General features: G+C 67.9%; 21 protein-coding genes, 1 tRNA gene and 1 other RNA gene. 12 read left to right on the top strand and 11 right to left on the bottom strand.

Annotated elements, in window-relative coordinates; translation table 11 throughout:
- Window positions 1-75 precede the first annotated feature (75 nt).
- The 4 genes from E3T19_RS14760 to E3T19_RS14775 all read right to left on the bottom strand — a co-directional run bounded on the left by E3T19_RS14760 (window position 76) and on the right by E3T19_RS14775 (window position 3,631).
- Window positions 76-1,419: an RNA polymerase sigma factor gene (locus E3T19_RS14760; protein WP_103479827.1), complete on the bottom strand. Its 1,344-nt coding sequence runs from the start codon at window positions 1,417-1,419 to the stop codon at window positions 76-78.
- Complete coding sequence (locus E3T19_RS14765; RefSeq protein WP_088455124.1) at window positions 1,401-1,778, bottom strand: YciI family protein; 378 nt, start codon at window positions 1,776-1,778, stop codon at window positions 1,401-1,403. Before E3T19_RS14765 ends, E3T19_RS14760 begins: the two co-directional genes overlap by 19 nt.
- Window positions 1,779-1,937: 159 nt before the next feature.
- Window positions 1,938-3,359 (bottom strand): MFS transporter, encoded by a 1,422-nt coding sequence (locus tag E3T19_RS14770; RefSeq protein ID WP_241980262.1) that lies wholly within the window; start codon window positions 3,357-3,359, stop codon window positions 1,938-1,940.
- Window positions 3,360-3,543: 184 nt separating this feature from the next.
- Window positions 3,544-3,631, bottom strand: a tRNA-Ser gene (locus E3T19_RS14775).
- Between the two features lie 120 nt (window positions 3,632-3,751).
- On the opposite strand from E3T19_RS14775, the gene ffs reads away from it, so the two are divergent.
- The 7 genes from ffs (at window position 3,752) to E3T19_RS14810 (ending at window position 11,849) form a co-directional block, all read left to right on the top strand.
- An RNA gene (ffs, locus tag E3T19_RS14780) (signal recognition particle sRNA small type) lies at window positions 3,752-3,848 on the top strand.
- 167 nt (window positions 3,849-4,015) lie between these two features.
- Window positions 4,016-6,487 (top strand): phosphoketolase, encoded by a 2,472-nt coding sequence (locus E3T19_RS14785; protein ID WP_103459713.1) that lies wholly within the window; start codon window positions 4,016-4,018, stop codon window positions 6,485-6,487.
- 2 nt (window positions 6,488-6,489) lie between these two features.
- Window positions 6,490-8,706: a phosphate acetyltransferase gene (gene pta / locus E3T19_RS14790; RefSeq protein ID WP_088455127.1), complete on the top strand. Its 2,217-nt coding sequence runs from the start codon at window positions 6,490-6,492 to the stop codon at window positions 8,704-8,706.
- On the top strand, window positions 8,703-9,896 hold the full coding sequence (locus E3T19_RS14795; RefSeq protein WP_103432747.1) for an acetate/propionate family kinase: 1,194 nt from the start codon (window positions 8,703-8,705) through the stop codon (window positions 9,894-9,896). The genes pta and E3T19_RS14795 overlap by 4 nt, the downstream gene beginning before the upstream one ends.
- A gap of 181 nt (window positions 9,897-10,077) precedes the next feature.
- Complete coding sequence (locus E3T19_RS14800) at window positions 10,078-10,494, top strand: YccF domain-containing protein (RefSeq protein ID WP_134409197.1); 417 nt, start codon at window positions 10,078-10,080, stop codon at window positions 10,492-10,494.
- Window positions 10,495-10,665: 171 nt separating this feature from the next.
- Window positions 10,666-10,989 carry an ATP-dependent DNA ligase gene (locus tag E3T19_RS14805; RefSeq protein WP_088457841.1) on the top strand — a complete coding sequence of 108 codons (324 nt, stop codon included), beginning with the start codon at window positions 10,666-10,668 and terminating at the stop codon, window positions 10,987-10,989.
- A 140-nt stretch (window positions 10,990-11,129) separates the two neighbouring features.
- Window positions 11,130-11,849, top strand: coding sequence for a hypothetical protein (locus E3T19_RS14810; protein ID WP_134409198.1), 720 nt, complete (start codon window positions 11,130-11,132; stop codon window positions 11,847-11,849).
- A gap of 111 nt (window positions 11,850-11,960) precedes the next feature.
- Here the strand turns inward: E3T19_RS14810 and E3T19_RS14815 are convergent, their stop codons facing one another.
- From E3T19_RS14815 to E3T19_RS14845, 7 genes are all read right to left on the bottom strand, one after another.
- Window positions 11,961-12,929, bottom strand: a complete 969-nt coding sequence (locus tag E3T19_RS14815) for a manganese catalase family protein (protein ID WP_088455131.1) — start codon at window positions 12,927-12,929, stop codon at window positions 11,961-11,963.
- A gap of 56 nt (window positions 12,930-12,985) precedes the next feature.
- On the bottom strand, window positions 12,986-14,053 hold the full coding sequence (locus E3T19_RS14820; protein WP_241980264.1) for a YihY/virulence factor BrkB family protein: 1,068 nt from the start codon (window positions 14,051-14,053) through the stop codon (window positions 12,986-12,988).
- A gap of 47 nt (window positions 14,054-14,100) precedes the next feature.
- Window positions 14,101-14,679 carry a DUF3618 domain-containing protein gene (locus tag E3T19_RS14825; protein WP_088455132.1) on the bottom strand — a complete coding sequence of 193 codons (579 nt, stop codon included), beginning with the start codon at window positions 14,677-14,679 and terminating at the stop codon, window positions 14,101-14,103.
- Window positions 14,676-15,092: a phage holin family protein gene (locus E3T19_RS14830; RefSeq protein ID WP_103479822.1), complete on the bottom strand. Its 417-nt coding sequence runs from the start codon at window positions 15,090-15,092 to the stop codon at window positions 14,676-14,678. The genes E3T19_RS14825 and E3T19_RS14830 overlap by 4 nt, the downstream gene beginning before the upstream one ends.
- Complete coding sequence (locus E3T19_RS19570; RefSeq protein ID WP_166788888.1) at window positions 15,085-15,813, bottom strand: hypothetical protein; 729 nt, start codon at window positions 15,811-15,813, stop codon at window positions 15,085-15,087. Before E3T19_RS19570 ends, E3T19_RS14830 begins: the two co-directional genes overlap by 8 nt.
- A 233-nt stretch (window positions 15,814-16,046) precedes the next feature.
- Window positions 16,047-16,229, bottom strand: coding sequence for a hypothetical protein (locus E3T19_RS14840; RefSeq protein WP_134409200.1), 183 nt, complete (start codon window positions 16,227-16,229; stop codon window positions 16,047-16,049).
- An 81-nt stretch (window positions 16,230-16,310) separates the two neighbouring features.
- Window positions 16,311-17,300, bottom strand: a complete 990-nt coding sequence (locus tag E3T19_RS14845; RefSeq protein WP_088457843.1) for a LacI family DNA-binding transcriptional regulator — start codon at window positions 17,298-17,300, stop codon at window positions 16,311-16,313.
- Window positions 17,301-17,505: 205 nt separating this feature from the next.
- On the opposite strand from E3T19_RS14845, the gene E3T19_RS14850 reads away from it, so the two are divergent.
- From E3T19_RS14850 to E3T19_RS14870, 5 genes are all read left to right on the top strand, one after another.
- Window positions 17,506-18,456, top strand: a complete 951-nt coding sequence (locus E3T19_RS14850) for a carbohydrate ABC transporter permease (protein ID WP_088455136.1) — start codon at window positions 17,506-17,508, stop codon at window positions 18,454-18,456.
- A gap of 1 nt (window position 18,457) precedes the next feature.
- Entirely contained in the window at window positions 18,458-19,405 is a 948-nt protein-coding gene (locus E3T19_RS14855; protein ID WP_121678465.1) for a carbohydrate ABC transporter permease, read from the top strand.
- Between the two features lie 80 nt (window positions 19,406-19,485).
- Window positions 19,486-20,838, top strand: coding sequence for an ABC transporter substrate-binding protein (locus tag E3T19_RS14860; RefSeq protein ID WP_088455137.1), 1,353 nt, complete (start codon window positions 19,486-19,488; stop codon window positions 20,836-20,838).
- A gap of 81 nt (window positions 20,839-20,919) precedes the next feature.
- Window positions 20,920-22,452, top strand: a complete 1,533-nt coding sequence (locus tag E3T19_RS14865) for an alpha-N-arabinofuranosidase (RefSeq protein WP_198415684.1) — start codon at window positions 20,920-20,922, stop codon at window positions 22,450-22,452.
- Complete coding sequence (locus E3T19_RS14870) at window positions 22,449-24,602, top strand: beta-galactosidase (protein ID WP_134409201.1); 2,154 nt, start codon at window positions 22,449-22,451, stop codon at window positions 24,600-24,602. Before E3T19_RS14865 ends, E3T19_RS14870 begins: the two co-directional genes overlap by 4 nt.

The raw sequence follows: 24,602 nt of genomic DNA on the forward strand, positions 1-24,602 counted from the left end.
CGTGCGCAGAAGCCCGCTTCGGCAACAGTTGCTGCCGGGGCGTGAACTGGGCGCGGCCCGCGGACGGGTTGCGGCTCAACCGGGCGGCAGGGCCCCGGCCCGACGCCGCAATGCCGCGCGCAGCCGCTCATCACCGGCCAGCTCCACCGCCCGGTCGTACGCGGCGCGGGCATCCCCCACCCGCCCGGCCTCGGCGCACAGGTGCGCCCGGGTGGCCCAGAACGGCTGGAACGACGCCGTGTCCGGGCGGTCCCGAGCCACCGCGTTGAGCACGTCGAGCCCGGCCGTCGGCCCGTCCACCTCGCCGATGACCGCGGCCAGCGCCACCCGGGCGCCCGCGGTGGGGGAGAGGCGCACCAGCGCGGTGTGCAGGGTCCTCAGCGCCGCCCAGTCCGTCACCCCCGAGCGGGCCCGGTCGCAGTGCGCCGACTGGATCGCCGCTTCCAGCTGGAACCGGCCGATCCGGCCCAACGGTTGGGCTCGCCGCAGGTAGCGCTCCCCGCGCTCGATGAGGGCGGTGTCCCACAGAGCCGGGTCCTGGTCGTCGAGGGCGACGAGCTCACCCCTGCCGCTCATCCGGGCCGGCAGCCGCGCGATCGAGAGAGCCAGCAGGGCGGCCAGGCCGAGCACCTCCGGCTCCTCGGGCAGCAGCGCGGCGAGGGTCTCGGCCAGGTACAGTGCTTCGCCGGCCAACGAGTCCGGCACGGCACGGGCATCCGGCTCGGCGCTGGCCCAGTCGATCGCGTAGGCGCCATAGACAGCCTCGAGCACGGCGGGCAACCGCTGGGGCAGGTCGGTGAGCGACGGCAGCACGAACGGGATGCGCGTGGCGCGGATGCGCCGCTTGGCCCGCACCAGCCGCTGCGCCATGGTCTGCTCCGGCACGGCGTATGCGGCGGCGATGTCGGCCGCGGTCAGGCCGAGCACGGTGTGCAGCATCAGCGGGGTGCGCACGGCCCGGTCGATGGCCGGGTGCGCGCACACGCAGAGCAGCTCGATGCGCTTGTCGGGAATCGCCTCGGTGTCGAGGGACTCGAGCGCATCAATCCCCACCGTGCCGGCGCTGCCGACCCAGGCGTCCGGCCCCGTGCGCCCGGGTCCGTTTGCTGTCGATCGGGCGCCGTCCCGCGCGGTGCCGTCGAGCGCGCCCTCCGCCAGAGGGGCACTCAGCCGCACCGCCGCGGATTTCCACAGGTCCCTGAGCCGATTGCGGGCCACGGTGAGCAACCATCCCTCCGGATTGTGGGGAACACCATCGCGTGGCCAGGTGATGAGCGCACGCTCGAAGGCGTCCGAGAGCGCGTCTTCGGCGGCCGCGATGTCGCCGGTGGGCGCGGCCAGCACGGCGAGCAGGCGCCCATAGGAGGCGCGGGCGGCTAATTCCGCCCGCGCCAGGGCGGTCACGCTACCTGGTGCCATTCGCCGTCGGTGAACACGATCGCCGACGGGCGCACCTCGATCGCCCCGTACTGGGCGGCGGGGCATTTCCCGGCCCAGTCGAGGGCGGCGTCGAGGTCGGGCACCTCGATCACGAAGGTGCCGTTCAGACGTTCCTTGGTGTCGGCGAACGGGCCGTCCTGAATCTGCAGGGCGCCATCCCGCAGCGACACCGTCGTCGAGGCCGACACGGGCTGCAGGATGTCGGCGGACACGAGCACGCCCGCCGCGTCGAGGGCCTTTCCATAGGCGTCGAACGCCGCCCGGCCCCATTCCATGTCCTCTTCGGTGATTCCGGCGTCCCCGGACTCCTGGCTGATGACGAGAAGCGAATATTGCATGAGCTGTCCTTTCACGCGTTACGGATACTGACACCCCTATGACGACTGAACCAGTCCCCAATCGACATCCGCCCCGCAACTGTTGCCCGTGCGGACATTTGCGCCCGGCGCACCGGGACCATTTGTCCGCTTCGGCAACAGTTGCTGCCGGCGCGCGGCTCAGGCGGACGGAACCGCAACGGTCGCGGGCGCCGCGTCACGCCCGACCCGGCCCACCAGCAGCAGGCCGCCCACCGCAAGCAGTGCCGAGAGCGTGAACGAGGCCGTGTAGGTGGCGGTGCCGCCCAGCGGCGCGAAGGCCACGAACACCACGGCCGTGGCCGCCAGGGCCAGCGCCGCGCCGATGGAGTCGGCGATCAGTAGCGCGGAGGAATTGAAGCCCTGCTGCTGGGGCGCCGACAGCCGCAGCACCCGGCCGCTCTGCCGCGGCACAAGGGTGCCCATGCCGGCCCCGGCAACGGCCCAGCCGGCGATGGCGACAGCGGGCGCCAGGCCCAGGGCGCTGGTCAGCGCCGACGCGGCGATCGCCACCAGCAGCAACGCGCTGCCCAGCAGCATGCTGCCCGCATCGCTGAGCACCGTGGCATACCGCCCCTGCAACCAGGACGCCAGCGCCCAGGTGACCCCCGCGCAACTCAACGCCAGCCCGGCCAACACGGGGGAGAGCCGGTACTCGCCGGTGAGCAACGCCGGCAGGTACACCTCGGTGGAGAGGAACGCCCCCGACACCAACCCGCGGATCGTCATCACCACGGGCAGTCCACGCCGGCCGCGGAGCGTCCCGGCCGGCAGCAGCGGACGCAGCGCCACCCCGGCCAGCACGAACGCGGCGCCGGTGCCCACCCACAGCAGCGCGCCGGGCAGCTGCGCCGCCATAGACGCGCAAAGCACCGCCGCCGCCGCACCCAGCGACCACAGCGTGCGCGACAGCCGCCACGGTTCCCGCACACCGATCGGCCGCTCCCGCTCCGCCGCCGCGATCGCAACCAGCCCGGGCCGCAGCATCCCCATCGCCGCCGCTACCAGCACCACCACGCCGAGGAACACCCACCGCCAGCTGGTGTACTCGGCCACCAGACCCGCGATGAACGGCCCGATCAGCGACGGCACGACCCAGGCGCCGGCGAAGGCGCCGAAGATCGCCGGATGCATCCGCTGCGGATACACCCGTGCGACGACCACGTACAGCGACACGCTCAGCGCCCCGCCACCGAGGCCGTGCACCAGGCGTCCCACGATCAGGGCGGGCATGGATGCGGCGGTGCCGGCGATCACCAGGCCCACCACGAACAGCACCACGGCGGTCAGCACCACGGGCACCGGCCCGGCGCGGTCCGCCCAGTTGCCCGCGGCCACCATGCCCACCACGCCCACGGCGAGCGGACCGGAGAACGCCAGCGCGTACAAGGAGTTGCCGTCCAGCGCCGCACTGATGATGGGCATCACCGTGGTCACGGCCAAGGCCTCGAACGCGGCCAGGAAGATCAGCGCGAGGATCCCGACGGTGACCCAGACGTACTCCCGGCCGAAGATCGAGGCCGGGCGCAGGGGGACCGAAGGCGGCGAGGAGGGGATGGGCACGAGAGCGATAGTAAGACCTCAACCGTGCTTGAGGTCAACCCGAGCGGATGCGGCCCCAACGCTGGCCGACAGTCGACAGCGGCTCGCCGCACACCCGCCGAACCGTTCCGGCTCGCACTGACTGTTGCTTCGGCAACAGTTGGGCGTTAAAACGGAAACGCCCACTCGAAAGCGGGCGTTTCACTGGCGGAGAATGGGGGATTCGAACCCCCGAGGGCTTTCACCCAACACGCTTTCCAAGCGTGCGCCATAGGCCACTAGGCGAATTCTCCTGAGCCGATCGATTCGTGAAGACAACGACCAGGGAAAATCTTACCTGCTTCCGGGGGTCCCGAGTGACACGTCACCAAACCGCCGGTTTTGGGCCCGGGGCCCGGACGCCCTAAACTGGCAATGGCTCCTCGCGTGGCGCTATCTCAGCCAACTCCCCCAGGACGGAAACGTAGCAAGGGTAACTGGGCTCTGGTGGGTGCGCGAGGAGTTTTACTTTGCCCGGATGCTGCCCGGATGCGCCCCCGAGTGCGCCCCGGATGCGAACCGGTCAGCCTAGCCCTATCGCCGGCGAGCAAAGGGGACCAACGTCCCCCCGGAGCAGGAATCGTCGCTCCTAGACTTGAACGGCGCCTGTGGCGCCCATAGAGCACTTGGAGTCCGTGATGGTTCATTCGTCCAACGCCACCTCATTCACCTGGCCCAGCCGCCTGCCGCACGCGTTGAGCGCCGAAGCTCTCGCCAGCGTCGACGCGTGGTGGCGAGCCTCGAACTACCTCTCGGTCGGGCAGATCTACCTGCTCGACAACCCGCTGCTGCGGGAGCCGCTCCAGAAAGAGCACATCAAACCGCGGCTGCTCGGCCACTGGGGAACCACCCCCGGCCTCAACTTCCTCTACGCGCACCTGAACCGGGTCATCCGCGAACGCGAGATCAGCACCCTCTACATCACCGGCCCCGGCCACGGCGGGCCCGGCATGGTCGCCAACGCCTACCTCGACGGCACCTACTCCGAGGTCTACTCGAGCATCGACCAGTCCGAAGACGGCATCAAGGGCTTGTTCCGCCAGTTCTCCTTCCCCGGCGGCATCCCCAGCCACGCCTCACCCGAGACCCCCGGCTCGATCCACGAGGGCGGTGAGCTCGGCTACGCGCTCAGCCACGCCTACGGCGCCGCGTTCGACAACCCCGACCTGCTCGTGGCCGCCGTCGTCGGAGACGGCGAGGCCGAAACCGGCCCGCTGGCCACCAGCTGGCACTCCAACAAGTTCGTCGACCCGCTGCAGGATGGCGTCGTGCTGCCGATCCTGCACCTCAACGGCTACAAGATCGCCAACCCCACCATCCTGGCCCGCATCCCCGAGAGCGAACTGCTCGAACTCATGCGCGGCTACGGCCACAACCCGCACATCGTCTCCGGCGGTTTCGACGGCGAAGACCCCCTCGCCGTGCACCAGCGCATGGCGCAGACCATGGACGAGGTGCTCAACGAAATCGCCTCGATCAAGCGCGCCGCCCTCGCCGGCGATACCAGCCGGCCGCGCTGGCCGATGATCATCCTGCGCACCCCCAAGGGCTGGACCTGCCCGCCCGTCATCGACGGCGTGCAGGTGGAAGACTCCTGGCGTTCGCACCAGGTGCCGCTCGTCAACGCCCGCGACACCCAGTCGCACACCGACGTGCTCGAATCCTGGCTGCGTTCGTACCGTCCGGAGGAACTCTTCGACGACGCCGGCGCCCCCGCCGCCAACATCACCGCGCTCGCCCCGCACGGCGACCTGCGCATGAGCGCCAACCCCGTCGCCAACGGCGGGCTGCTGCGCCGCGAGCTCAAGCTGCCCAACTTCCGCGACTACGCGGTGGAGGTGCCGACCCCCGGCGCCACCGTCGACGAGGCCACCAAGGTGCTCGGCATCTGGATGGCCGACGTCATCCGCCAGAACCCGGACAACTTCCGCATCTTCGGACCGGACGAGACCGCATCCAACCGGCTCGCACCATCCGTCTACGCCGCCACCGACAAGCAGTGGAACGGCGAATACCTGCCCGAAGACACCAACCTTGCCCGCGCGGGCCGGGTCATGGAGATGCTCAGCGAGCACCAGTGCCAGGGCTGGCTCGAGGGCTACCTGCTCACCGGCCGGCACGGCGTCTTCAACTGCTACGAAGCATTCATCCACATCATCGACTCGATGTTCAACCAGCACGCCAAGTGGCTCAAGGTCACCCGCGAGATCCCGTGGCGCCGCTCCATCTCGAGCCTGAACTACCTGCTCTCCTCGCACGTCTGGCGCCAGGACCACAACGGATTCAGCCACCAGGACCCCGGTTTCATCGACCACGTCGTGAACAAGAGCGCCGACGTCGTGCGGGTGTACCTGCCCTTCGACGCCAACACCCTGCTGTCGATCTACGACCACTGCCTGCGCAGCGTCGACTACGTCAACGTGGTCGTCGCCGGCAAGCAGCCGGCGCCGAACTGGCTCACCATGGATCAGGCCGTCGCGCACTGCGAGCGGGGCCTGGGCATCTTCGAGTGGGCCGGTACCGAGATTCCCGGCACCGAACCCGACGTGGTGCTCGCCGCCGCCGGCGAGGTGCCCACCCTCGAGGTGCTCGCCGCCGCCAAGATCCTGCGCGAGGCCATGCCCGACCTCAGCGTGCGCGTGGTCAACGTGGTCGACCTGATGCGCCTGCAGAGCGAGGACGACCACCCGCACGGCCTGAGCGACCGGGAGTTCGACGCCTACTTCACCGCGAACAAGCCCATCGTGTTCGCCTACCACGGCTACCCGTGGCTGATCCACCGGCTCACCTACAAGCGCCACGGCCATGGCAACCTGCACGCCCGCGGGTACAAGGAGAACGGGACGACGACGACGCCGTTCGACATGGTCATGCTCAACGACCTCGACCGGTACCACCTGGTGATGGATGTCATCGACCGGGTGCCCGGACTCGGAGCCCGTGCCGGACTGCTTCGCCAGCAGATGCAGGATGCCCGCCTGCGTGCCCGGCAGTACACCCGCGATCACGGAGAAGACATTCCCGAGGTCACCGACTGGGTGTGGGCTGGGAACGATGCCGCGGCAGCCGCTGCGCGCGCACTAGATACCACCGGCGGGGATAACGTATAACCGTGGCTCGAAGCATTTACATCACCTCCGCCGAGGGAAATACCGGCAAATCTACTATCGCCCTGGGTGTTCTTGACACCCTGTTGCACTCCATTGAGCGGGTGGGTGTCTTCCGTCCGATCGCTCGCTCCAAGCACAAGCCCGACTATGTGCTGGAACTCCTGCTCAATCACCTGCAGGCCCGCAAGCCCGTCGGTACCCACTCCGTCGCGCAGCCGGCGCTCAGTTACGACGAGTGCGTCGGCGTCACCTACGACGACGTGCACGCCGACCCGGATGCCGCGCTGGCGCGCATCGTGGCCCGTTACAAGGCCGTCGAAGCGCAGTGTGACGCCGTCGTGGTCATCGGCAGCGACTTCACCGACGTCGGAAGCCCGACCGAACTGGCCTACAACGCCCGCATCGCCGCGAACCTCGGCGTGCCGGTGTTGCTCGTGCTGGCCGGCCGGGTGGCCTTCGGTCAGGGCGAGGGGCTCAACCAGAGCGACCAGCTCGGCCAGAGCGAACCGCGCACCAGTGACGACATCCGCCAGCTCACCGATGTGGCCCTGACCGAACTCGCGTCAGAGCACGTCTCGCTGCTGGGCGTCGTGGTCAACCGCGCCGACCCCGCCAACCTCAACGGCCTCATCGCCGCGGTGCGCGAGGGCGTCGACAACACCCCGGCCACCGCGGATGCGCTGCACGCCGCCGTTGTGCCCGTCTGGGCCATCCCCGAGGACGCGTTCCTCGTGGCCCCGAGCATGAAGACCATCCTCGAAGCCACCCACGGCACCCTGGTGCAGGGTGACCCGGAGCTGCTTTCCCGTGAGGCGCTCAGCGTCGTTGTGGCCGCCATGTCGATGGTCAACGTGCTGCCCCGCCTGGCCGAGGGCGCTGTCGTCGTCATCCCCAGCGACCGCCCCGAGGTGCTCCTCGCCGCCCTGATGGCCAACTCGTCCGCGACCTTCCCGTCGCTGGCCGGCGTGGTTCTCGTCGGTGGTTTCGCGCTGCCCGAGTCGATCGAGCAGCTCATGAAGGGCCTCGCCCCGTCGGTGCCGATCATCCGCACCGACCTGGCCTCCTACGAGGCGGCCCTCCGTATCACCCACACCCGCGGCCGCCTGGCCGCCGACTCGCAGCGCAAGCACGACACCGCCCTGGCGTTGTTCGAGCAGCACGTCGACGGTGCCGCCCTGCTCGACCGGCTCAAGGTGAGCCGCGCCGACGTGGTCACCCCGCTGATGTTCGAGTACACCCTGCTCGAGCGTGCCCGGCAGAACCGCATGCGCATCGTGCTGCCCGAGGGCGACGACGACCGCGTGCTGCGCGCCGCCGCCACCCTGCTGGCCCGCGATGTGGCCGACCTGATCATTCTCGGCGAAGAGTTCGAGGTGCGCTCGCGCGCCATCGGCCTGGGCCTGGACATCGCCAAGGCGCAGGTCGTCAGCCCGTTCGACGACGTGCTGCGGATGCGTTTCGCCGAGGAATACGCGCGCCTGCGCTCCCACAAGGGCGTCACCATCGACCAGGCCCGCGACGTCGTCACCGACGTCTCGTACTTCGGCACGATGATGGTGCAGCTCGGCCTGGCCGACGGCATGGTCTCCGGCGCATCGCACACCACCGCGCACACCATCCGGCCCAGCTTCGAGATCATCAAGACCCGCCCCGGTGTGTCCGTGGTCTCCAGCGTGTTCCTGATGGCCCTGGCCGACCGGGTCCTCGTCTACGGCGACTGCGCGGTCAACCCCGACCCCACCGCCGCACAGCTGGCCGACATCGCCATCTCGGCGTCGGAGACGGCCATCGAGTTCGGCATCGAGCCGCGCATCGCGATGCTGTCGTACTCCACCGGCGTCTCCGGCAACGGAGCGGACGTCGAAAAGGTGCGAGAGGCCACCGCGATCGTTCGCGAACGCCGCCCCGACCTCGCCGTCGAAGGCCCGATCCAGTACGACGCCGCAGCGGATGCCGCCGTGGCCGCCGCCAAGATGCCGGATTCGGACGTGGCCGGCAAGGCCACCGTCTTCATCTTCCCCGACCTCAACACCGGCAACAACACCTACAAGGCGGTGCAGCGCAGCGCTGGCGCCGTGGCGATCGGCCCCGTCCTGCAGGGCCTACGCAAACCCATCAACGACCTTTCCAGAGGAGCCCTCGTGCAGGACATCGTGAACACCGTGGCGATCACCGCCATTCAGGCCGCATCTCTCGCAGCGGTGGTGGCAGCCGTATGACCGCCATCCTCGTCATCAACTCAGGTTCGTCCTCGTTCAAGTACCAGCTGATCGACATCGACACCGAGACCGAACTGGCCGGCGGACTCGTCGAGCGCATCGGTGAGGCCAGCGGACACGCCCGGCACACCAACACCGCCTCGGAGGCCGGCCGCCAGGAAGCGAACCTGCCGATCCCCGACCACACCGCCGGTTTCGACGTCATGATCGCCGCGTTCGCCGAGCATGGCCCGCAGCTGTCCGACGCCAACCTCATCGCCGTGGGCCACCGCGTCGTTCAGGGCGGGGCCATCTTCACCGGCCCCACCGTGATCGACGACGCCGTTCAGCAGCAGATCAGCGACCTCGCCGACCTCGCCCCGCTGCACAACCCTGCCCACGTGCAGGCCATCGTCGCCGCCCGCACCAACTTCCCCGACGTGCCGCACGTGGCCGTCTTCGACACCTCGTTCCACCTCACCATGGCGCCGGCCGCGTACACCTACGCGATCAACACCGAGCTGGCCGCCAAGCACGACATCCGTCGTTACGGTTTCCACGGCACGTCGCACAAGTTCGTCTCAGAGGCCGCTGCCGAGTTCCTCGGCCGTCCCCTGAGCGAGCTGAAGACCATCGTGCTGCACCTCGGCAACGGTGCGTCCGCTACCGCCGTCGACGGCGGCAAGTCGATCGACACCTCGATGGGCCTCACCCCGTTGCAGGGCCTGGTCATGGGCACCCGCTCCGGCGACATCGACCCCGCCGTGCTGTTCCACCTGCACCGCAAGGCCGGCCTGTCGATCGAAGAGCTCGACACCCTGCTCAACAAGAAGAGCGGCATGCTCGGTCTCACCGGCAACGGTGACATGCGCGACGTCGAAGACGCGGCCGTGGCCGGCGACGCCGTGGCCCAGGCCGCGCTCGACGTCTACTACCACCGCATCCGGGGCTACGTAGGCAATTACATGGCCCAGCTCGGCGGCCTCGACGTGATCGTCTTCACCGCCGGTGTCGGCGAGAACTCCGGCATCATCCGCGAGGGCGCCCTGCGCGGCCTCGAGGGCCTCGGCATCGAGATCGACCCGGCGAAGAACGACCCGTTCTCGCGCGTCGCCCGTGTTGTGTCGACGGATGCGTCTCGCGTCACCGTGCTCGTCATCCCCACCAACGAGGAGCTCGAGATCGCCCGCGAAACCCGCGCGGTCATCTAACTCTTCGGCCGCTGGACGAGCTCGGCCGCTGGTCGAGCTCGTCGAGACCTAAAGGCGGAGATTCACCCGACACGCCGCACCGCTACCACGCAGCGCGGCGTGTCCCGAGAATCTCCGCCTTTGCTGTCGGTCTACGCCGAGCAACGGATGCCGACGGGCCGACCGCGAGTAGAATTCCGGCGTGCGCACACTCCTCAACCTGATCTGGCTCGTCCTCTCCGGCTTCTGGCTGTTCCTCGGCTATGTCGCCGCCGGCATTGTGCTCTGCATCCTGATCATCACGATTCCGTGGGGCATCGCGTCGTTCCGCATCGCCGGCTATGCGCTCTGGCCGTTCGGCCGCACCGTCGTCGCCAAGCCGTCGAGCGGAGCCTTCTCGTTCCTCGGCAACGTGATCTGGGTGATCCTGGCCGGCTGGTGGCTCGCCCTGGCCCACATCGTGTCGGGCATCGCACTCTGCATCACCATCATCGGCATCCCGCTGGGCATCGCCGACTTCAAGATGGTGCCGATCTCCCTCGCGCCGCTCGGCAAGGAAATCGTGCCCATCGGCGGCGGCGCGTTCGACCAGGCCCGGGCCCAGCGCACCCCGGCCTAGCCGAACCACCCCGGCGGGCCAGCGCAAGCCGCGCGTCCGGAGGCACCGGACCGCCGTGCCCGGTGGGCGATTTTCCGATTCGGCGTGACGTTTGACGACCCGCCACCGTCCTACCCATAGCGGTGCCCGCCATCCAGGACACGGCAGCGAGAGCCCTAAGGGGAAATGGACATGGGAAAGCTCATCTCCGGCGCCACCGAGGTCGATTTCGAGGACCGCGCGCTGGTGCACTTGCAGAGCGTCATCGGCTCCAAGCTTCGCCGCGGCGAGAGCTTCGCCCTCTTCTGGAGCGACCCGGCCGCGCCAGACGAGGCGCAGCCCAGTCTGTGGCTGCACCCCGGCATCCCGCTGTATTTCAAGTTCACCGGGACCACGACCCCCGGGCTCAACCGGGCCTGGATAGAGGTGCTCGCGACGTCGGCCGACAGTGCAGACGGGTTGCTGTTGAGCAGCGAACCGCGTGGTCAGGATGCCGACCAGAATCACACCGACTGACCAGGCCGGAGTGAGATTTCTTCACGCTGGAGCATGACAGGTGCGGGGTTCGGACCGTCTTAGAAGCAGCAGAGCATGTCAGGCGGATGCCCGACAGGATTTCCCACCGCACCCCGCACCATCCTTCAGAGGAGAACATCATGACGTCAGCACCCAACGACCCGCGCCCCATGACACCCAACGACCAGCGCCCCACGGCACCCAACGACCAGCGCCCCACGGCCCCCCACGGCTCGCGTCCCACGGCACCCGACCCCGTCGAACCCGTCGCATCGCCGGCGACCTCGGGCACCACCATCCGCCAGGAAGTCGTCGCCAAGCAGAAGGCGCAGTTCGGCGGCATGAAGTTCGGCACGGCCTTCTTCGGCTGGCTCACCGCCACCGGCGCAGCCGTGCTCCTCACCGCGCTGGTAGCCGGTGCCGGCGCAGCCGTCGGCCTCGGAAACCAGGCCGACCCCGCTCAGACGGCGGATGCCGCGGCCGAGAACGCCTCGACCGTCGGCCTGATCGGTGCCATCGCCCTGGCCGTCGTCGTCTTCGTGTCCTACTTCTGCGGAGGCTATGTCGCCGGCCGAATGGCGCGGTTCAGTGGCGCAAAGCAGGGCATCGCCGTGTGGCTGTGGGCTCTGATCGTGGCCGTGGTTCTGGCCATTGTGGCCGCTATCGCGGGAAGCCAGTTCAATGTGCTCGCCAACCTCAACAGCTTCCCGCGGATCCCGGTCCAGGAGGGCGACCTGGCCCTGGGCAGTATCCTCACGGCCGTTGCGATCGCCATCGTCAGCCTTGGCGGCGCGATGCTCGGCGGCCTCGCCGGCATGCGGTTCCACCACAGGGTCGACAAGGTCGGCCTCGGCAAGTGAGCGGAACCCGCTCACACTGAGCTGATTCGCCCACCCTGGCGAGAGTGAAGGGCCCCGGTGACACAGTCCCGGGGCCCTTTGGTCTGCCGGCCGGTAAGGCGGCATCGGCTCTTACTTGGTCTTCGGCGCGGCCTTCGCCGGGCCGAACGACACGTCCACCTCGGCCATCTCCATGTCGGCGGTGGCTTGGATCAGCTCCATCAGAGCCGGATCCAACCCGGGGGCGAACTCCTCCATCCTTTCGCCGGCGATCACCGACGGCACACCCTCAGGAGCCTGTTCGTCGGCGACCAGGTTCGTGCCGTCCTTGGAGGGGGACATGCCCTGGAAGATCTTGCCCGCCTCCGACTGGCCGGCGAGGTCGAAGGTGTACTGCTTGCTGTGCAGGTTGAGGTCGAGCAGCTTCTTCACCTCGGGGAACTTCTCCGCGTTGGTCTTCGGGATCGGCAGCAGAGTGTTCCAGTGCACACCCAGGGTCTCGAGCGCCTTGGCGTACGCGTTCTCGTGAGCCTGGTCCCGCACGATGAGGTAAGCGATGGTGGAGCGTGCAGTCTTGTTCGCGGTCATCTCGTAGATGCGGCACTTCTGCAGTCGGCCGGTGGACTCCAACATCAGGTTGTAGAGCAGGTCGAGCACCAGGTTGCCGGAGTTGTACACGTAGCTGCCGCTCCACGGGTTGCCCACGGCGTCCACCGGCAGCGCACCCTGCGCACCCACCAGGTAGTGGTGGATGTTGCCCTGGTCGAGGGCGATCTCCAGCGGGATCGCTCCGCCCGAGCCGGCCTTGTCCAGCGGGTCGGTGACCTTGCCCTGGTAGCGCGGCGAGCCGTCCACCAGACGGGAGATGGTGGTGCCGATCAGTTCCACGTGGCTGATCTCTTCGGTGCCGATGCCCTGAATCAGGTCGCGGTACGGCTTCGCCGCGGGCCCACGGAAGTTCATCGACTGGAACAAGTACTGCATCATGGTGCGCATCTCGCCGAACTGGCCGCCGAGGCCCTCCTGCAGTGCGTTGGCCGCTGCCGGATCCGGCTCGTCCTGCGCGATGTCGTGGATGAGTCGTTGCACGTGGAAATACATAATTGTCCTTTCCTGGGACGTGGTGGATCAACGGTCGGATGCGGATGGTGTCGGGATCAGCTCTTGGTGTCGTGGCGTTCCGCGCTGTCCTCGCGCAGGCGCCGCCCCGCAATGATGTCGGCACGTTCCTTCTCGGCGGTTTTGTCGCTCTTGCGGGTGTCCCGCGGTGGCAGCTGAATGTCTTCCTCCGCCTTGATACCCGCCTGCAGTTGGCGGGTCCGCTCGAGTTCGGCGTCGAACTCGGCGCCGAACAGCAGGGCAAGGTTGGCGATCCAGAGCCAGAGCAGGAACACCACGACACCGGCGAGCGAGCCGTAGGTGCGGTCGTAGTTGGAGAAGTTGGTGACGTAGAGACCGAACAGGAACGACGCGATCACCAGGGCCACCAACGCCAGCAGCGCGCCCAAGCTGATCCAACGGAATTTCGGCTGCTTGGCGTTCGGGGTGGCGTAGTAGAGGATTGCGATGATCAGCACAGCGGCCAGAGCCAGGATCGGCCACTTGAGGATGGACCACACTATCTGCACGGTTTCGCCGAGGCCCAGGGCACTGCTGACGGCATCGGTGACGGGCCCCGACACGATCAGGACCACGACCATGATGAGGATCAGCAGGATGGTGACGATGGTCACCACCAGCTGCATCGGGCGCAGCTTCCAGAACGGCCGGCCCTCCTCGATCTCGTAGATCCGGTTCATGGCCCGGCTGAACGCGCCGACGTAGCCGGATGCCGACCAGATGGCCAGCACGATGCCGAAGACCAGGGCGAACCCGGCGGCCGGTGACGAGCTGAACTGTTCGAGCGGTTCGCGCAGTACGTCGGCCGTGCCGCCGGGGGCGACCTCGTTGACGAGGTCGAGGATGGTGTCGGTGGACCGCTCGCCCTGACCGAACACGCCCAGCAGAGAGATCAACGCGATCAGCGCCGGGAACAACGCCAGCACCGCGTAGTACGTCAGCGACGCGGCGATGTCGGTGCATTGGTCGGCGGTGAATTCGCGCATGGTCTTGCGCATCGCGTACTTCCAGGACGGCTTCTTCACCTCGCCCGGCGAATCCGGCTTGCGTGGATCGTCGGGCGAGGGAGCGCTGTTCCTCTTGCTACGGGCGTCGTTGCGGGCCACCGGTACTACTCCTCGTGATCATCTAGCGGTTGGTGCGGGTGACTCCGTCAGCCGACGGTGCCCTGCCCGGCGTGCTTGGCGGTGTCGCGCACCTCGTCAGCGGACGACCCCGTCTCGGACTTGACGGTGTCGGCGGCATCCGTGGCCGTGCCCTTGACAGCATCGGCGGCGTCGGCGAGGGGCTGCTTGAGGTTCTCGCCCATCTGCTTCGCCGCGTCGGTGACCTCCTGGGTCAGTGGCTCAGCGGCCTCCTTCACGTTCGCCGCGACCTTCTTCTCGACGGTGCTGGCGGGCAGGAGAGACGACGCGAGCCAACCCACGCCGAATGCGATGAGACCCACCGCCAGCGGGTTGCCCTTGACCTGGGAGGCCGCGTCGTGAGCGGCGCCCGATACGTTACCGGTCGCTCCGCTCACCGAACCGCCCAGGTCGGAAGCGGTGCCCATGACCTTGTCCTTGGCCGAGCTGAACACGCCCCGCACCTTGTCCTTCTGGCGGTCCATGATCTTGCTGGGCGTTACCTTGTCGGCAAGGGCGTCGACATCGGCGCCGAGGCCCCGTCGGGTGTCTTCGATTTGGCTCCGAAGAACCTCGGGGTCGGTGCTGGATTCGTCATAGGTGCTCATCGGTTTTCCTCATTTCGTTTTAGTGCGTCAGGAATCTGCTTCAGGGAATCGACTGTCTTGGGCGCTCCCGTGATGGTCTTCATCTCTTTGCGCCCGCGCGAGTAGAGCACGGCGGCCACGATGCCCCAGACGACGGCAACGATCACGGCCGCCCAGGCGATGTCGATGACGTGTCCGAGCCCCCACCAGGCCGCGAACGACAGGAACAACACCGTCAGGTGGGCGGCATAGCCGGCTCCGCCGAGCAGTCCGGCTCCTTTGCCGGCGCGAGTGGCCGACTGCCGTAACTCGGCCTTGGCCAGTTCGACCTCCTGGCGCATGAGAGTAGACACGTCGCGTGTCACCTCACTGAGCAGATCGCCCAGCGAGGTCTCTTCGGCCTTGCGTTCAGAAGGCGTGGGCATGTCAGTCATTGCGGTTCTCCGTGTAATTCGGGTACTCCGCCGTGAGCGGGGTGCCTACGCCGGTGGCGGTGCCGGTGGGCGTGGTGGGGGTGTCGAAGGCCGTGTCGATTCCGGTGGTGGCGCCGGTGCCGAACTCGGTTCCGACGCCGGTGGGCGCGGTGGCCGGGGTACTGCTGCCCGTCGAGGCGGTCTCGGAGGAGTCCTTGGCCTCGGCGATGACCGAGCGGGTCAGGCGACCGGCCACTACACCGGCGACGGCGGCGATGCCGATGAACATGCCGGGGCTGCGCCGGGCGTAGCCCTTGACCTCGTCGAGGAGGGCGCCCGGGTCGCGCTGGTCGAGCCAGTCGGCGATTCCGGCAGCACGCGAGGCGGCCTGGTGGGCGATATCGCTGGCTACACCCTGAGTATCGGACTTATCGGCCATCGCACCCAGCTCGTCGCCCAGGGAACGGAGACCGGCGGCGACCCGCTTCTGTTGTGCGGCCGCCTGGTCGGCGAGTTCGCCCTGCGTCTGGCGATAGAGGTCCTTGGCTTGCTGCTTGGTCTCGCTGCCGACCTTGTGCAACTCGTCCTTGGCGATGCCGGCGACGTGCTGGCCAGCGGCGACCGAGGTGTCCTTCACCTCGGTGGCGCGTTCTTTGGCATCGGGGCCGGCTCCGCTGTCGGACGCCGTGCTGGTGTCCAGGTCGGGGTTTCCCGGGACGGATGCTGGGTATGTATTCGACATGACTCTCCTAGATAGATCGGGGTGTGCACGACGCCCGGCATCGACGTCAGTGTCGTGTTCGGGAATATCCTTTGTCTTGCGAGCCGCGATTACAAGCACTCTGAGAGAACCCGCGAAATTAAGTTTTTTCCGTGACGAATCGCTGATTTTGCCGTCTATTTAAGGGGTGCGGGACTTTACGCAGCAACGTTGGAGGGGGTAGCGGATACCCCACAATGGGGGGTATCCTCCCGTCACTCCAGCGGGCGCTCGTGTCGCCTCTGTTGCTCCCGCTGAGCATCCTCGACGACGCGCTTGATCACGAGGAACGTGGTCTCCCACTCGTCGAGAATGTGGCGCTGCGTGAGCCGCAACACCCGGCGACCGAGCCCCTCGTAGAGGAGGTAGCGGGTGGAGAAATTGCGGACCCGCCGCATCCGCCGGCCCGTGGCGCGGCGTGCCCCGCAAAACTCCGCCTTTGCGGGCGCGCGGCCGCCCGGGACCCCCGGGCCGGGTGCCTAGCGGGGCGGTGGCGCGGTGCTCGCCCGCACGACGAGGTGCGTGGGCACGATTGTCGTACCGGGGCCTACGGCCGCGGGGGAGTCGATCTGGCGCAGCAGCTTCTCGATGCAGAGCCGCCCCACTTGGCCGAAGTCCTGGTGCACGGTGGTCAGCGGCGGCCAGAAGGCATCCGCCTCGCGCATATCGTCGAAGCCGACCACGCTCACGCCAGCCGGAACCGAGCGGCCGGCCTCGTGCATCGCCCGCATCACGCCGAGGGCCATCTGGTCGTTGGAGGCGAAAATCGCCGTCACCGACGGGTCGGCGGCCAGCGCCACCCCGTGCCGGTAGCCGCTCTGCGCGCTCCAGTCGCCCTCGAGCACGGGCGGCACCGGGGCGCCGGCCGCCTTCAACGTGGCCCGCCAGGATGCCGTGCGGCGCCCGGCCGAGAACGACGACTCCGGCCCGGCGATGTGCCAGACCGTGCGGTGCCCGAGGTCGAGCAGGTGCTGGGTGGCCAGCCGAGCACCCTCGGTCTGGTCGGTGTCGACCACCGTGTAGCGTTCGCCGGCATCGGAATCGACGATCACGACGGGCAGCCCGGTCGGCACGGTCACGTCGATCCGGTCCAGGATGTGCGCTTCCATAATGATCACGATGCCGTCCACGGCCTGCTCGGCGAGCCGGTTCACAGCGCCGGCGACGGCGCCCTGGGTGGGCAGCGCCACCGGGATCAGGGTGATCGAGTAGCCGGCCTCGGCGGAGGCCGTGGCAACAGCGTCGAGGGTGCGCATGTTGCCGAAGCTGGACAGGCCGAACATGATCACGCCGATGGTGCTGAACTTGCCCGACTTCAGCGCGCGGGCGGCGCTGTTGGGCCGGTAGCCGATCTCGTCCATGGCGGCGAGCACCCGGTCGCGGGTGTCGGCGTCGACGTTGCTGCGACCGTTCACCACCCGGGAGACGGTCTGGGAGGAGACGCCGGCCAGCGCCGCCACATCCGCCATCGACGGCAGGCGCTGCGCGCGGGCCGTGGGAGCGGCCGAAGAACTGTCTGTCGTGCTCGCCGTTGCCACGTGCCCTCCCCGGTCCCGAAAAAAGATCTCCGTATGTTTACGTAAACATGCTAGCGTGCTTACACGTCATGTTTACGTAAACATGCCGTCAGATTCACCGTCCGTTGCATCACCATACCGAGTCAGAGAAAAAGGCATGACGACGCTGTCAACACTCCCCCCCAGTGGCCAGACACGCAGTGCACGGGCCCAGCCGAACCGCCGCAAGCCCAAGCCCCACGTGCAGAAGCGCGACTGGACCGGCTGGAAGTTCATCGGCCCGTTCATGATCGTTTTCGCCCTCGTGCTGATCGCCCCGGTGCTGTACTCGATTTACCTGTCCTTCTTCAAGGACCAGCTCGTCGGCGGCAACTCCTTCGTCGGCTTCGAGAACTACGGCCAGGCGCTCACCGATCCCAAGTTCTGGGAGTCGATGGGCCGGGTCACCCTGTTCTTCGTCGTGCAGGTGCCGATCATGCTCGGCATCGCACTCTTCGCCGCCCTCGCCATCGACAGTGCCCGCCTGCACCTGTCCAGCTTCTTCCGCATCGCGATCTTCCTGCCGTACGCGGTTCCCGCCGTGGTCGCAACGCTCATGTGGGGCTTCATGTACGGCACCAAGTTCGGCCTGGTCGGCAATCTCAATGAGTTCTTCTCGATCGCCATCCCCAACCCGCTGGGCAACACCTGGGTGCTCGCCGCGATCGGCAACATCGTCACCTGGGAATTCATCGGCTACAACATGATCCTGTTCTACGCCGCCCTCCGAGTGATCCCCACCGATCTCTACGAGGCCGCCTCGCTCGACGGCGCCAACGCGTTCCGCATCATCCGCAGCATCAAGATGCCGGCGCTCCGCCCCGCCATCGTCATCGGCGGCATCTTCAGCGTGATCGGTAGCTTCCAGCTGTTCAACGAGCCCAGCATCCTGCAGTCTCTGGCACCCAACACCATCTCCACCTATTTCTCGCCGAACATGTACGCCTACAACCTGTCGTTCTCGGGTCAGCAGTACAACTACTCGGCCACCATCGCGATCATCGTCGGCCTCATCACCGCCGTGATCGCCTACATCGTGCAGAACTCCGGTTCCAGGAAGGAGGCCTGACATGTCGACGACTGACCAGACCCACGCCCCCGCCGCACGGGCGAAAGCCCCGCGGATGTCCCGCTACACCAGCGAGAAGAAGGCCGGCAAGTCCACCCAGGGCCTGCACACCAAGAAGTCCATCATTCTCACCATCATCATGGGCGCCCTGCTGATCTACAGCCTGCTGCCCCTGTTCTGGCTGTTCGTGAACTCCACCAAGACCCAGGCCGAGCTGCTCAACTCGTTCGGCCTCTGGTTCTCGGGCGACTTCGCCCTCTGGGACAACATCGTCGCCACCCTCACCTACAACGACGGCGTCTTCGTGCGCTGGTTCGGCAACACGGTGCTCTACGTCGTCGTCGGCGCCGGCGGCGCCACCTTCCTCGCGGCGCTCGGCGGCTACGGCCTGGCCAAGTTCAACTTCCCCGGCAAGAAGGCCGTCTTCGCGGTCGTGCTCGGCGCCGTGGCCATCCCCGGCACGGCCCTGGCGGTGCCGACCTTCCTCATGTTCAGTCAGATGGGCCTCACCAACACCCCGTGGGCGGTCATCCTGCCCTCGCTGATCAGCCCGTTCGGCCTCTACCTGATCTGGACCTACGCCATGGACGCGGTGCCCACCGAGGTTCTCGAGGCCGCGCGAATGGATGGTTCGGGCGAGTTCCGCACCTTCTTCACCATCTCGCTCAAGCTGCTGGCTCCCGGCCTCGTCACGGTGCTCCTGTTCACCCTCGTGGCCACCTGGAACAACTACTTCCTGCCCCTGATCATGCTCAGCGAACCCACCTGGTACCCGCTGACCGTGGGCCTGAAGCAGTGGAACATGCAGGCCCAGACCGTGGGCGGCGACGTCATCTACAACCTCGTCATCACCGGGTCGCTGCTCACGATCGTGCCGATCGTCGTGGCGTTCCTGTTCCTTCAGCGCTACTGGCAGTCCGGCCTCGCCGCCGGCTCCGTCAAGTCGTAGCCCCACTACCGTTCCACCCCCGCACCATCCGTCATCCGCAGCACCGAACATCCGTTTACAAGGAAGTGAAAGGCACCCCAATGAAAGCACCACACAGCAACACGCGCCTGCGCCGCACCGCACTCGCCGTCGCCACCGGACTCGCCCTGAGCGTCTCCCTGGCCGCCTGCGCCTCCACCGGCGGAGGCGGAGCCGAGACCGGCACCGCCGCCGACATCGAGGCCGCTCTGCAGGAGGAGACCACCCTCACCGTCTGGGCCTGGGCCCCGGCCGTGGAAGACATCGCCACCGCATTCGAAAAGAAGTACCCCAACGTCACGGTCGACGTGGTCAACGCCGGCACCGGCAACGACCAGTACATCAAGCTGCAGAACGCCATCAAGGCCGGCTCCGGCGCACCCGACGTGGCCCAGATCGAGTACTACGCGCTGCCGCAGTTCGCTCTCTCCGAGGCCCTCGTCGACCTGAGCGACTTCGGTCTGGACTCCCTCGAGGACCAGTACACCGCCAGCACCTGGGGATCGGTGAACCTCGACGGCGGCGTCTACGCCCTGCCACAGGACTCCGGCCCCATGGCCATGTTCTACAACCAGGCCGTGTTCGACCAGTACGGCCTGACCGTGCCCACCACCTGGGACGAGTACATCGCCACCGCCGAGAAACTCCACGCGGCCAACCCGAACGCCTACATCACCAACGACACCGGCGACGCGGGCTTCGCCACCAGCATGATCTGGCAGGCCGGCGGCCAGCCGTTCACCACCACCGACTCCACGAACGTCGAGATCAACCTGCAGGACGAGGGGTCGAAGAAGTTCGCCGACACCTGGAACCAGCTGATCGAGAAGGACCTCATCGCACCGACCACCAGCTGGAGCGACGAGTGGTACCGGGGTCTGGGCGACGGCACCATCGCCACCCTCAACATCGGCGCCTGGATGCCCGGCAACCTGGAATCCGGCGTGCCGGAAGCCTCCGGAAACTGGCGTGTGGCCCCGCTGCCCGTCTATGAGGCCGGCGACACCGCCAGCGCCGAGAACGGTGGCGGCGGCGACGCCGTGCTCGCCCAGAGCAAGAACAAGCTCGCCGCGGCCGGCTTCGTCGAGTTCATGAACTCCGGTGAAGGCACCCAGATCTCCATCGACGCCGGCGGCTTCCCCTCCACCGTCGCCGACCTCGAGTCCGAGGAGTTCCTCGGCGCCGAGAGCGAGTACTTCGGCGGCCAGAAGATCAACGAGGTCCTCGTCCAGTCCGCCAAGGACGTCGTCGAAGGCTGGAGCTACCTGCCGTTCCAGGTCTACTCGAACAGCATCTTCTCCGACACCGTCGGCCAGTCCTACGCCGACAAGTCCGACCTCAACACGGGCCTGACCGACTGGCAGAAGGCCATCGTCGCTTACGGCAACGAGCAGGGCTTCACGGTCACCGAGTAACGCAGCGGCACAGGGTGGGCCCGTCCGACCGGACGGCCCACCCTTTGCGCACCATCAGCTTCCAACCAGAGGATCTCCTTCGTGTTTCACGCCCGGCTCAGCATCTCCCGCGACGACATCGTGGCCCCCGTCTCACCCCGGCTCTTCGGTTCGTTCGTCGAGCACATGGGCCGTTCGGTGTACACGGGTATCTACGAACCCGGGCACCCCACCGCGACCGCGGATGGCTTCCGCCAAGACGTGCTGGACCTCGTGCGTGAGCTGAACCCCAGCCTGATCCGCTACCCGGGCGGCAACTTCGTATCGGGTTTCCGCTGGGAAGACAGCGTCGGACCCGACCGCCCCACGCGCCTGGACGTGGCCTGGCACTCCGTGGAGACCAACGAGGTTGGCCTGCACGAATTCGCCGACTGGGCCGAGAGCGCCGGCGTCGAGATCATGCAGGCCGTGAACCTGGGCACCCGGGGCATCACCGAGGCCGCCGCCCTGCTCGAATACTCCAACCACCCGGCCGGCACCGCGCTCAGCGGCCAGCGCCAGGCCAACGGCCGCACCGAACCGTTCGGCATCCGCGTCTGGTGCCTGGGCAATGAGATGGACGGCCCCTGGCAGATCGGCCACAAGACCGCAGAGGAATACGGCCGCCTCGCCGCCGAAACCGCCCGCGTGATGAAGTGGGTCGACCCCACCATCGAACTCGTCGTCGCCGGCAGCTCCAACGCCGAGATGCCCACCTTCGGCAGCTGGGAACGCACCGTTCTCGAGCACACCGCGGAGCTCGTCGACCACATCTCCCTGCACGCCTATTACGAGGAAAAGCCCGGCGACCTCGGCAGTTTCCTCGCCTCCGGCGTGGGCCTTGACCGCTTCATCGGCGACGTCGCCCACATCATCGACGAGGTCACCGTGGCGCAGGGCCTCGACAAATCCATCGGCATCAGCGTCGACGAGTGGAACGTCTGGTACCAGACCCGGTTCAACGAGGTCGACAAGGAACCCCTGTTCACCGGCGACTGGAACACGCAGCCGCGCCTGATCGAGGACGAATACAACGTCAGCGACGCCGTGGTGGTGGGGTCCCTGCTGATCTCCCTGCTGCGGAACAGCGATCGGGTCAGCATGGCCAACCTCGCCCAGCTCGTGAACGTCATCGCGCCGATCCGTTCCGAGCCCAACGGTCCGGCCTGGCGCCAGACCACCTTCTTCCCGTTCGCCCTCACCGCAACCGCCGCCCACGGCGACGTGCTGGCCGCCACCATCCACTCCGACACCTACGACACCAGGGAACACGGCACCGTCGACCTATCGGATGCCGCGGTGACCGCTACCGACGAGGAGATCGTCTTGTTCCTTGTCAACCGTTCCAGCTCCGACCCGCTCACCCTCGAGGTAGACCTGGCCGGCGCCCCCGCCGACTCGGTGCTCTCAGCGCAGAGCCTGTTCGCGCCGGAGGGTGGGGACCGGTTCGCCACCAACACTGTTGATCATCAAGACACCGTGCACCCGGTCGACTTGACGGACGTGACACTGGCCGACGACGGCACCGCCGCCACGGTCGTGCTGCCCGCGCTGTCCTGGTCGATCGTGCGTCTGGCCGCCAAGGCTGCAGCATGAGCGCCGTGAGCACGGTCTCGACCAACGAGCATCGCTGGGTGCGCTGGCCCGAGGCGCACACCCTCGCCGACGGCACCGAGAGCCTGCCCGCCGACGCCGCCCGCATCGGCTACGGCGCCGACTACAACCCCGAACAGTGGCCCGAAGAGGTCTGGGCCGAAGACATGCGCCTGATGCGCGAGGCCGGTGTCAACATCGTCAGCGTCGGCATCTTCTCCTGGGCGCTGCTGCAGCCCACCCCGGACAGCTGGGATTTCGGTTGGCTCGACCGCGCCATCGATCTGCTGCACGCCAACGGCATCGCCGTCGACCTGGCCACCGCCACCGCCAGCCCGCCGCCGTGGCTCACCGAGCTGCACCCGGAGGTGCTGCCGGTGAACCGGGTCGGCGAAACCATCTGGCCCGGCGGCCGCCAGCAGTGGCGCCCCACCTCACCGGTGTTCCGCCGCTACGCGCTGGCCCTGGTCGAGAAAATGGCCGAGCGCTACGCCAACCACCCGGCCCTGTCGATGTGGCACATCAGCAACGAGCTCGGCTGCCACAACGTCTACGACTTCTCGGACGACGCGGCAGCGGCGTTCCGCGCCTGGCTCGAGGCCCGCTACGGCACTCTCACCGAACTCAACCGGGCCTGGGGCACCGCCTTCTGGTCGCAGAACTACACCTCCTGGAACCAGATCCTGCCGCCGCGGCTGGCCGCGACGCATCCGAACCCCACCCAGCAGCTCGACTTCGCCCGGTTCTCGAGCGACGCCCTCAAGGGCTACCTCGTCGCCGAGCGGGAGATCCTGCGCCAGATCACGCCCGACGTGCCGATCACCACCAACTTCATGGTGATGGGCGAGTCCCGCGGCATGGATTACGCCGACTGGGCCGGCGAGATCGACCTGGTCTCCAACGACCACTACCTGCTCGTGGCCGACCCCGCCGCGTTCGAGGAGCTGTCGTTCTCGGCCAACCTCACCGGCCAGATATCCGGCCGGGCGCCGTGGTTCCTGATGGAGCACTCCACCAGCGCCGTCAACTGGCAGCCGGTGAACCAGGCCAAAACCCCCGGCCAGCTGCGCCGGGACAGCCTCACCCACCTGGCCCACGGCGCCGACGCGATCTGCTTCTTCCAGTGGCGCCAGTCCTTGGCCGGCGCCGAGAAGTTCCACTCCGCGATGCTCCCGCACGCGGGGGAGAACAGCTCGGTGTTCCGGAGCGTCACCCGCTTCGGCGGCGAACTCGCTTCCCTGGCAGAGGTCGCCGGCAGCCGCACCAAGCAGGCCCGCATCGGAATCCTCTTCGACTGGGACTCCTGGTGGGCCTCCGAACTCGACTCGCACCCCACCGAGCTGCTGCGCTACAAGGCCGAGGCCATGGCCTGGTACACCGCCGCGCTCACCAATGGCCTGCAGGCCGACATTGTGCCGGCCCGGTCGGTGCTGAACGGTCACGGCCTCGCCGGGTACGACCTCGTCATCGCGCCGATGCTCTACATAGTGCCGCAGCCGCTGGCGGATGCCCTGGCCGACTACGCCCGCACCGGCGGCCACCTGGTGGTCGGCGTGTTCTCCGGCATTGCCGACGCCGACGACCACATCCACCCCGGCGGTTACCCCGGCGCGTTCCGCGAGCTGCTCGGCGTGCGCGCCGAGGAGTTCGGCGGCCTGCAGCCGGGCCAGACCGTCGGCCTGTCCGGCGACCTGCCGGCCGGGTCAACCGGGTCGCTGCTCACCCACGACGTCACCGTGGCCTCCGATGTCCAGGTGCTCGCCCGCTTCCAGGACGGCCCGTTCCCCGGTGTGCCGGCGGTGACCAGCCGCGTGGTCTCGACCGAGTCCGGCGGCCGGGCCAGCTTCGTCGCCACGGTCCTCGACCCCGACGCGTTGGTGGCTTTGGTCGGCCGGTTCGCCGCCGCCGCCCACATCGTCTCGCCGCTGCCGAGAGACGCGCACGGCATCGTGCAGCTCGCCGTGCGCCAGTCCGACGACATGGACTATCTCTTCTACATCAACCACTCCGACAAGGCCGTGACCGTGCCGCTGGGCAAGGCCGATGGCACGCTCGTGGCCGTCGACCTCGGCGGCAGCACCCTCGCCGCGGACTCGCTCACCCTCCCGGCCACCGGCGTCGCCGTGCTCGGCCGCGCCCGAACGGCGGCCTGA

The sequence above is a fragment of the Cryobacterium sp. TMT4-31 genome (genome assembly GCF_004403385.1).
GTDB lineage: Bacteria > Actinomycetota > Actinomycetes > Actinomycetales > Microbacteriaceae > Cryobacterium > Cryobacterium zongtaii.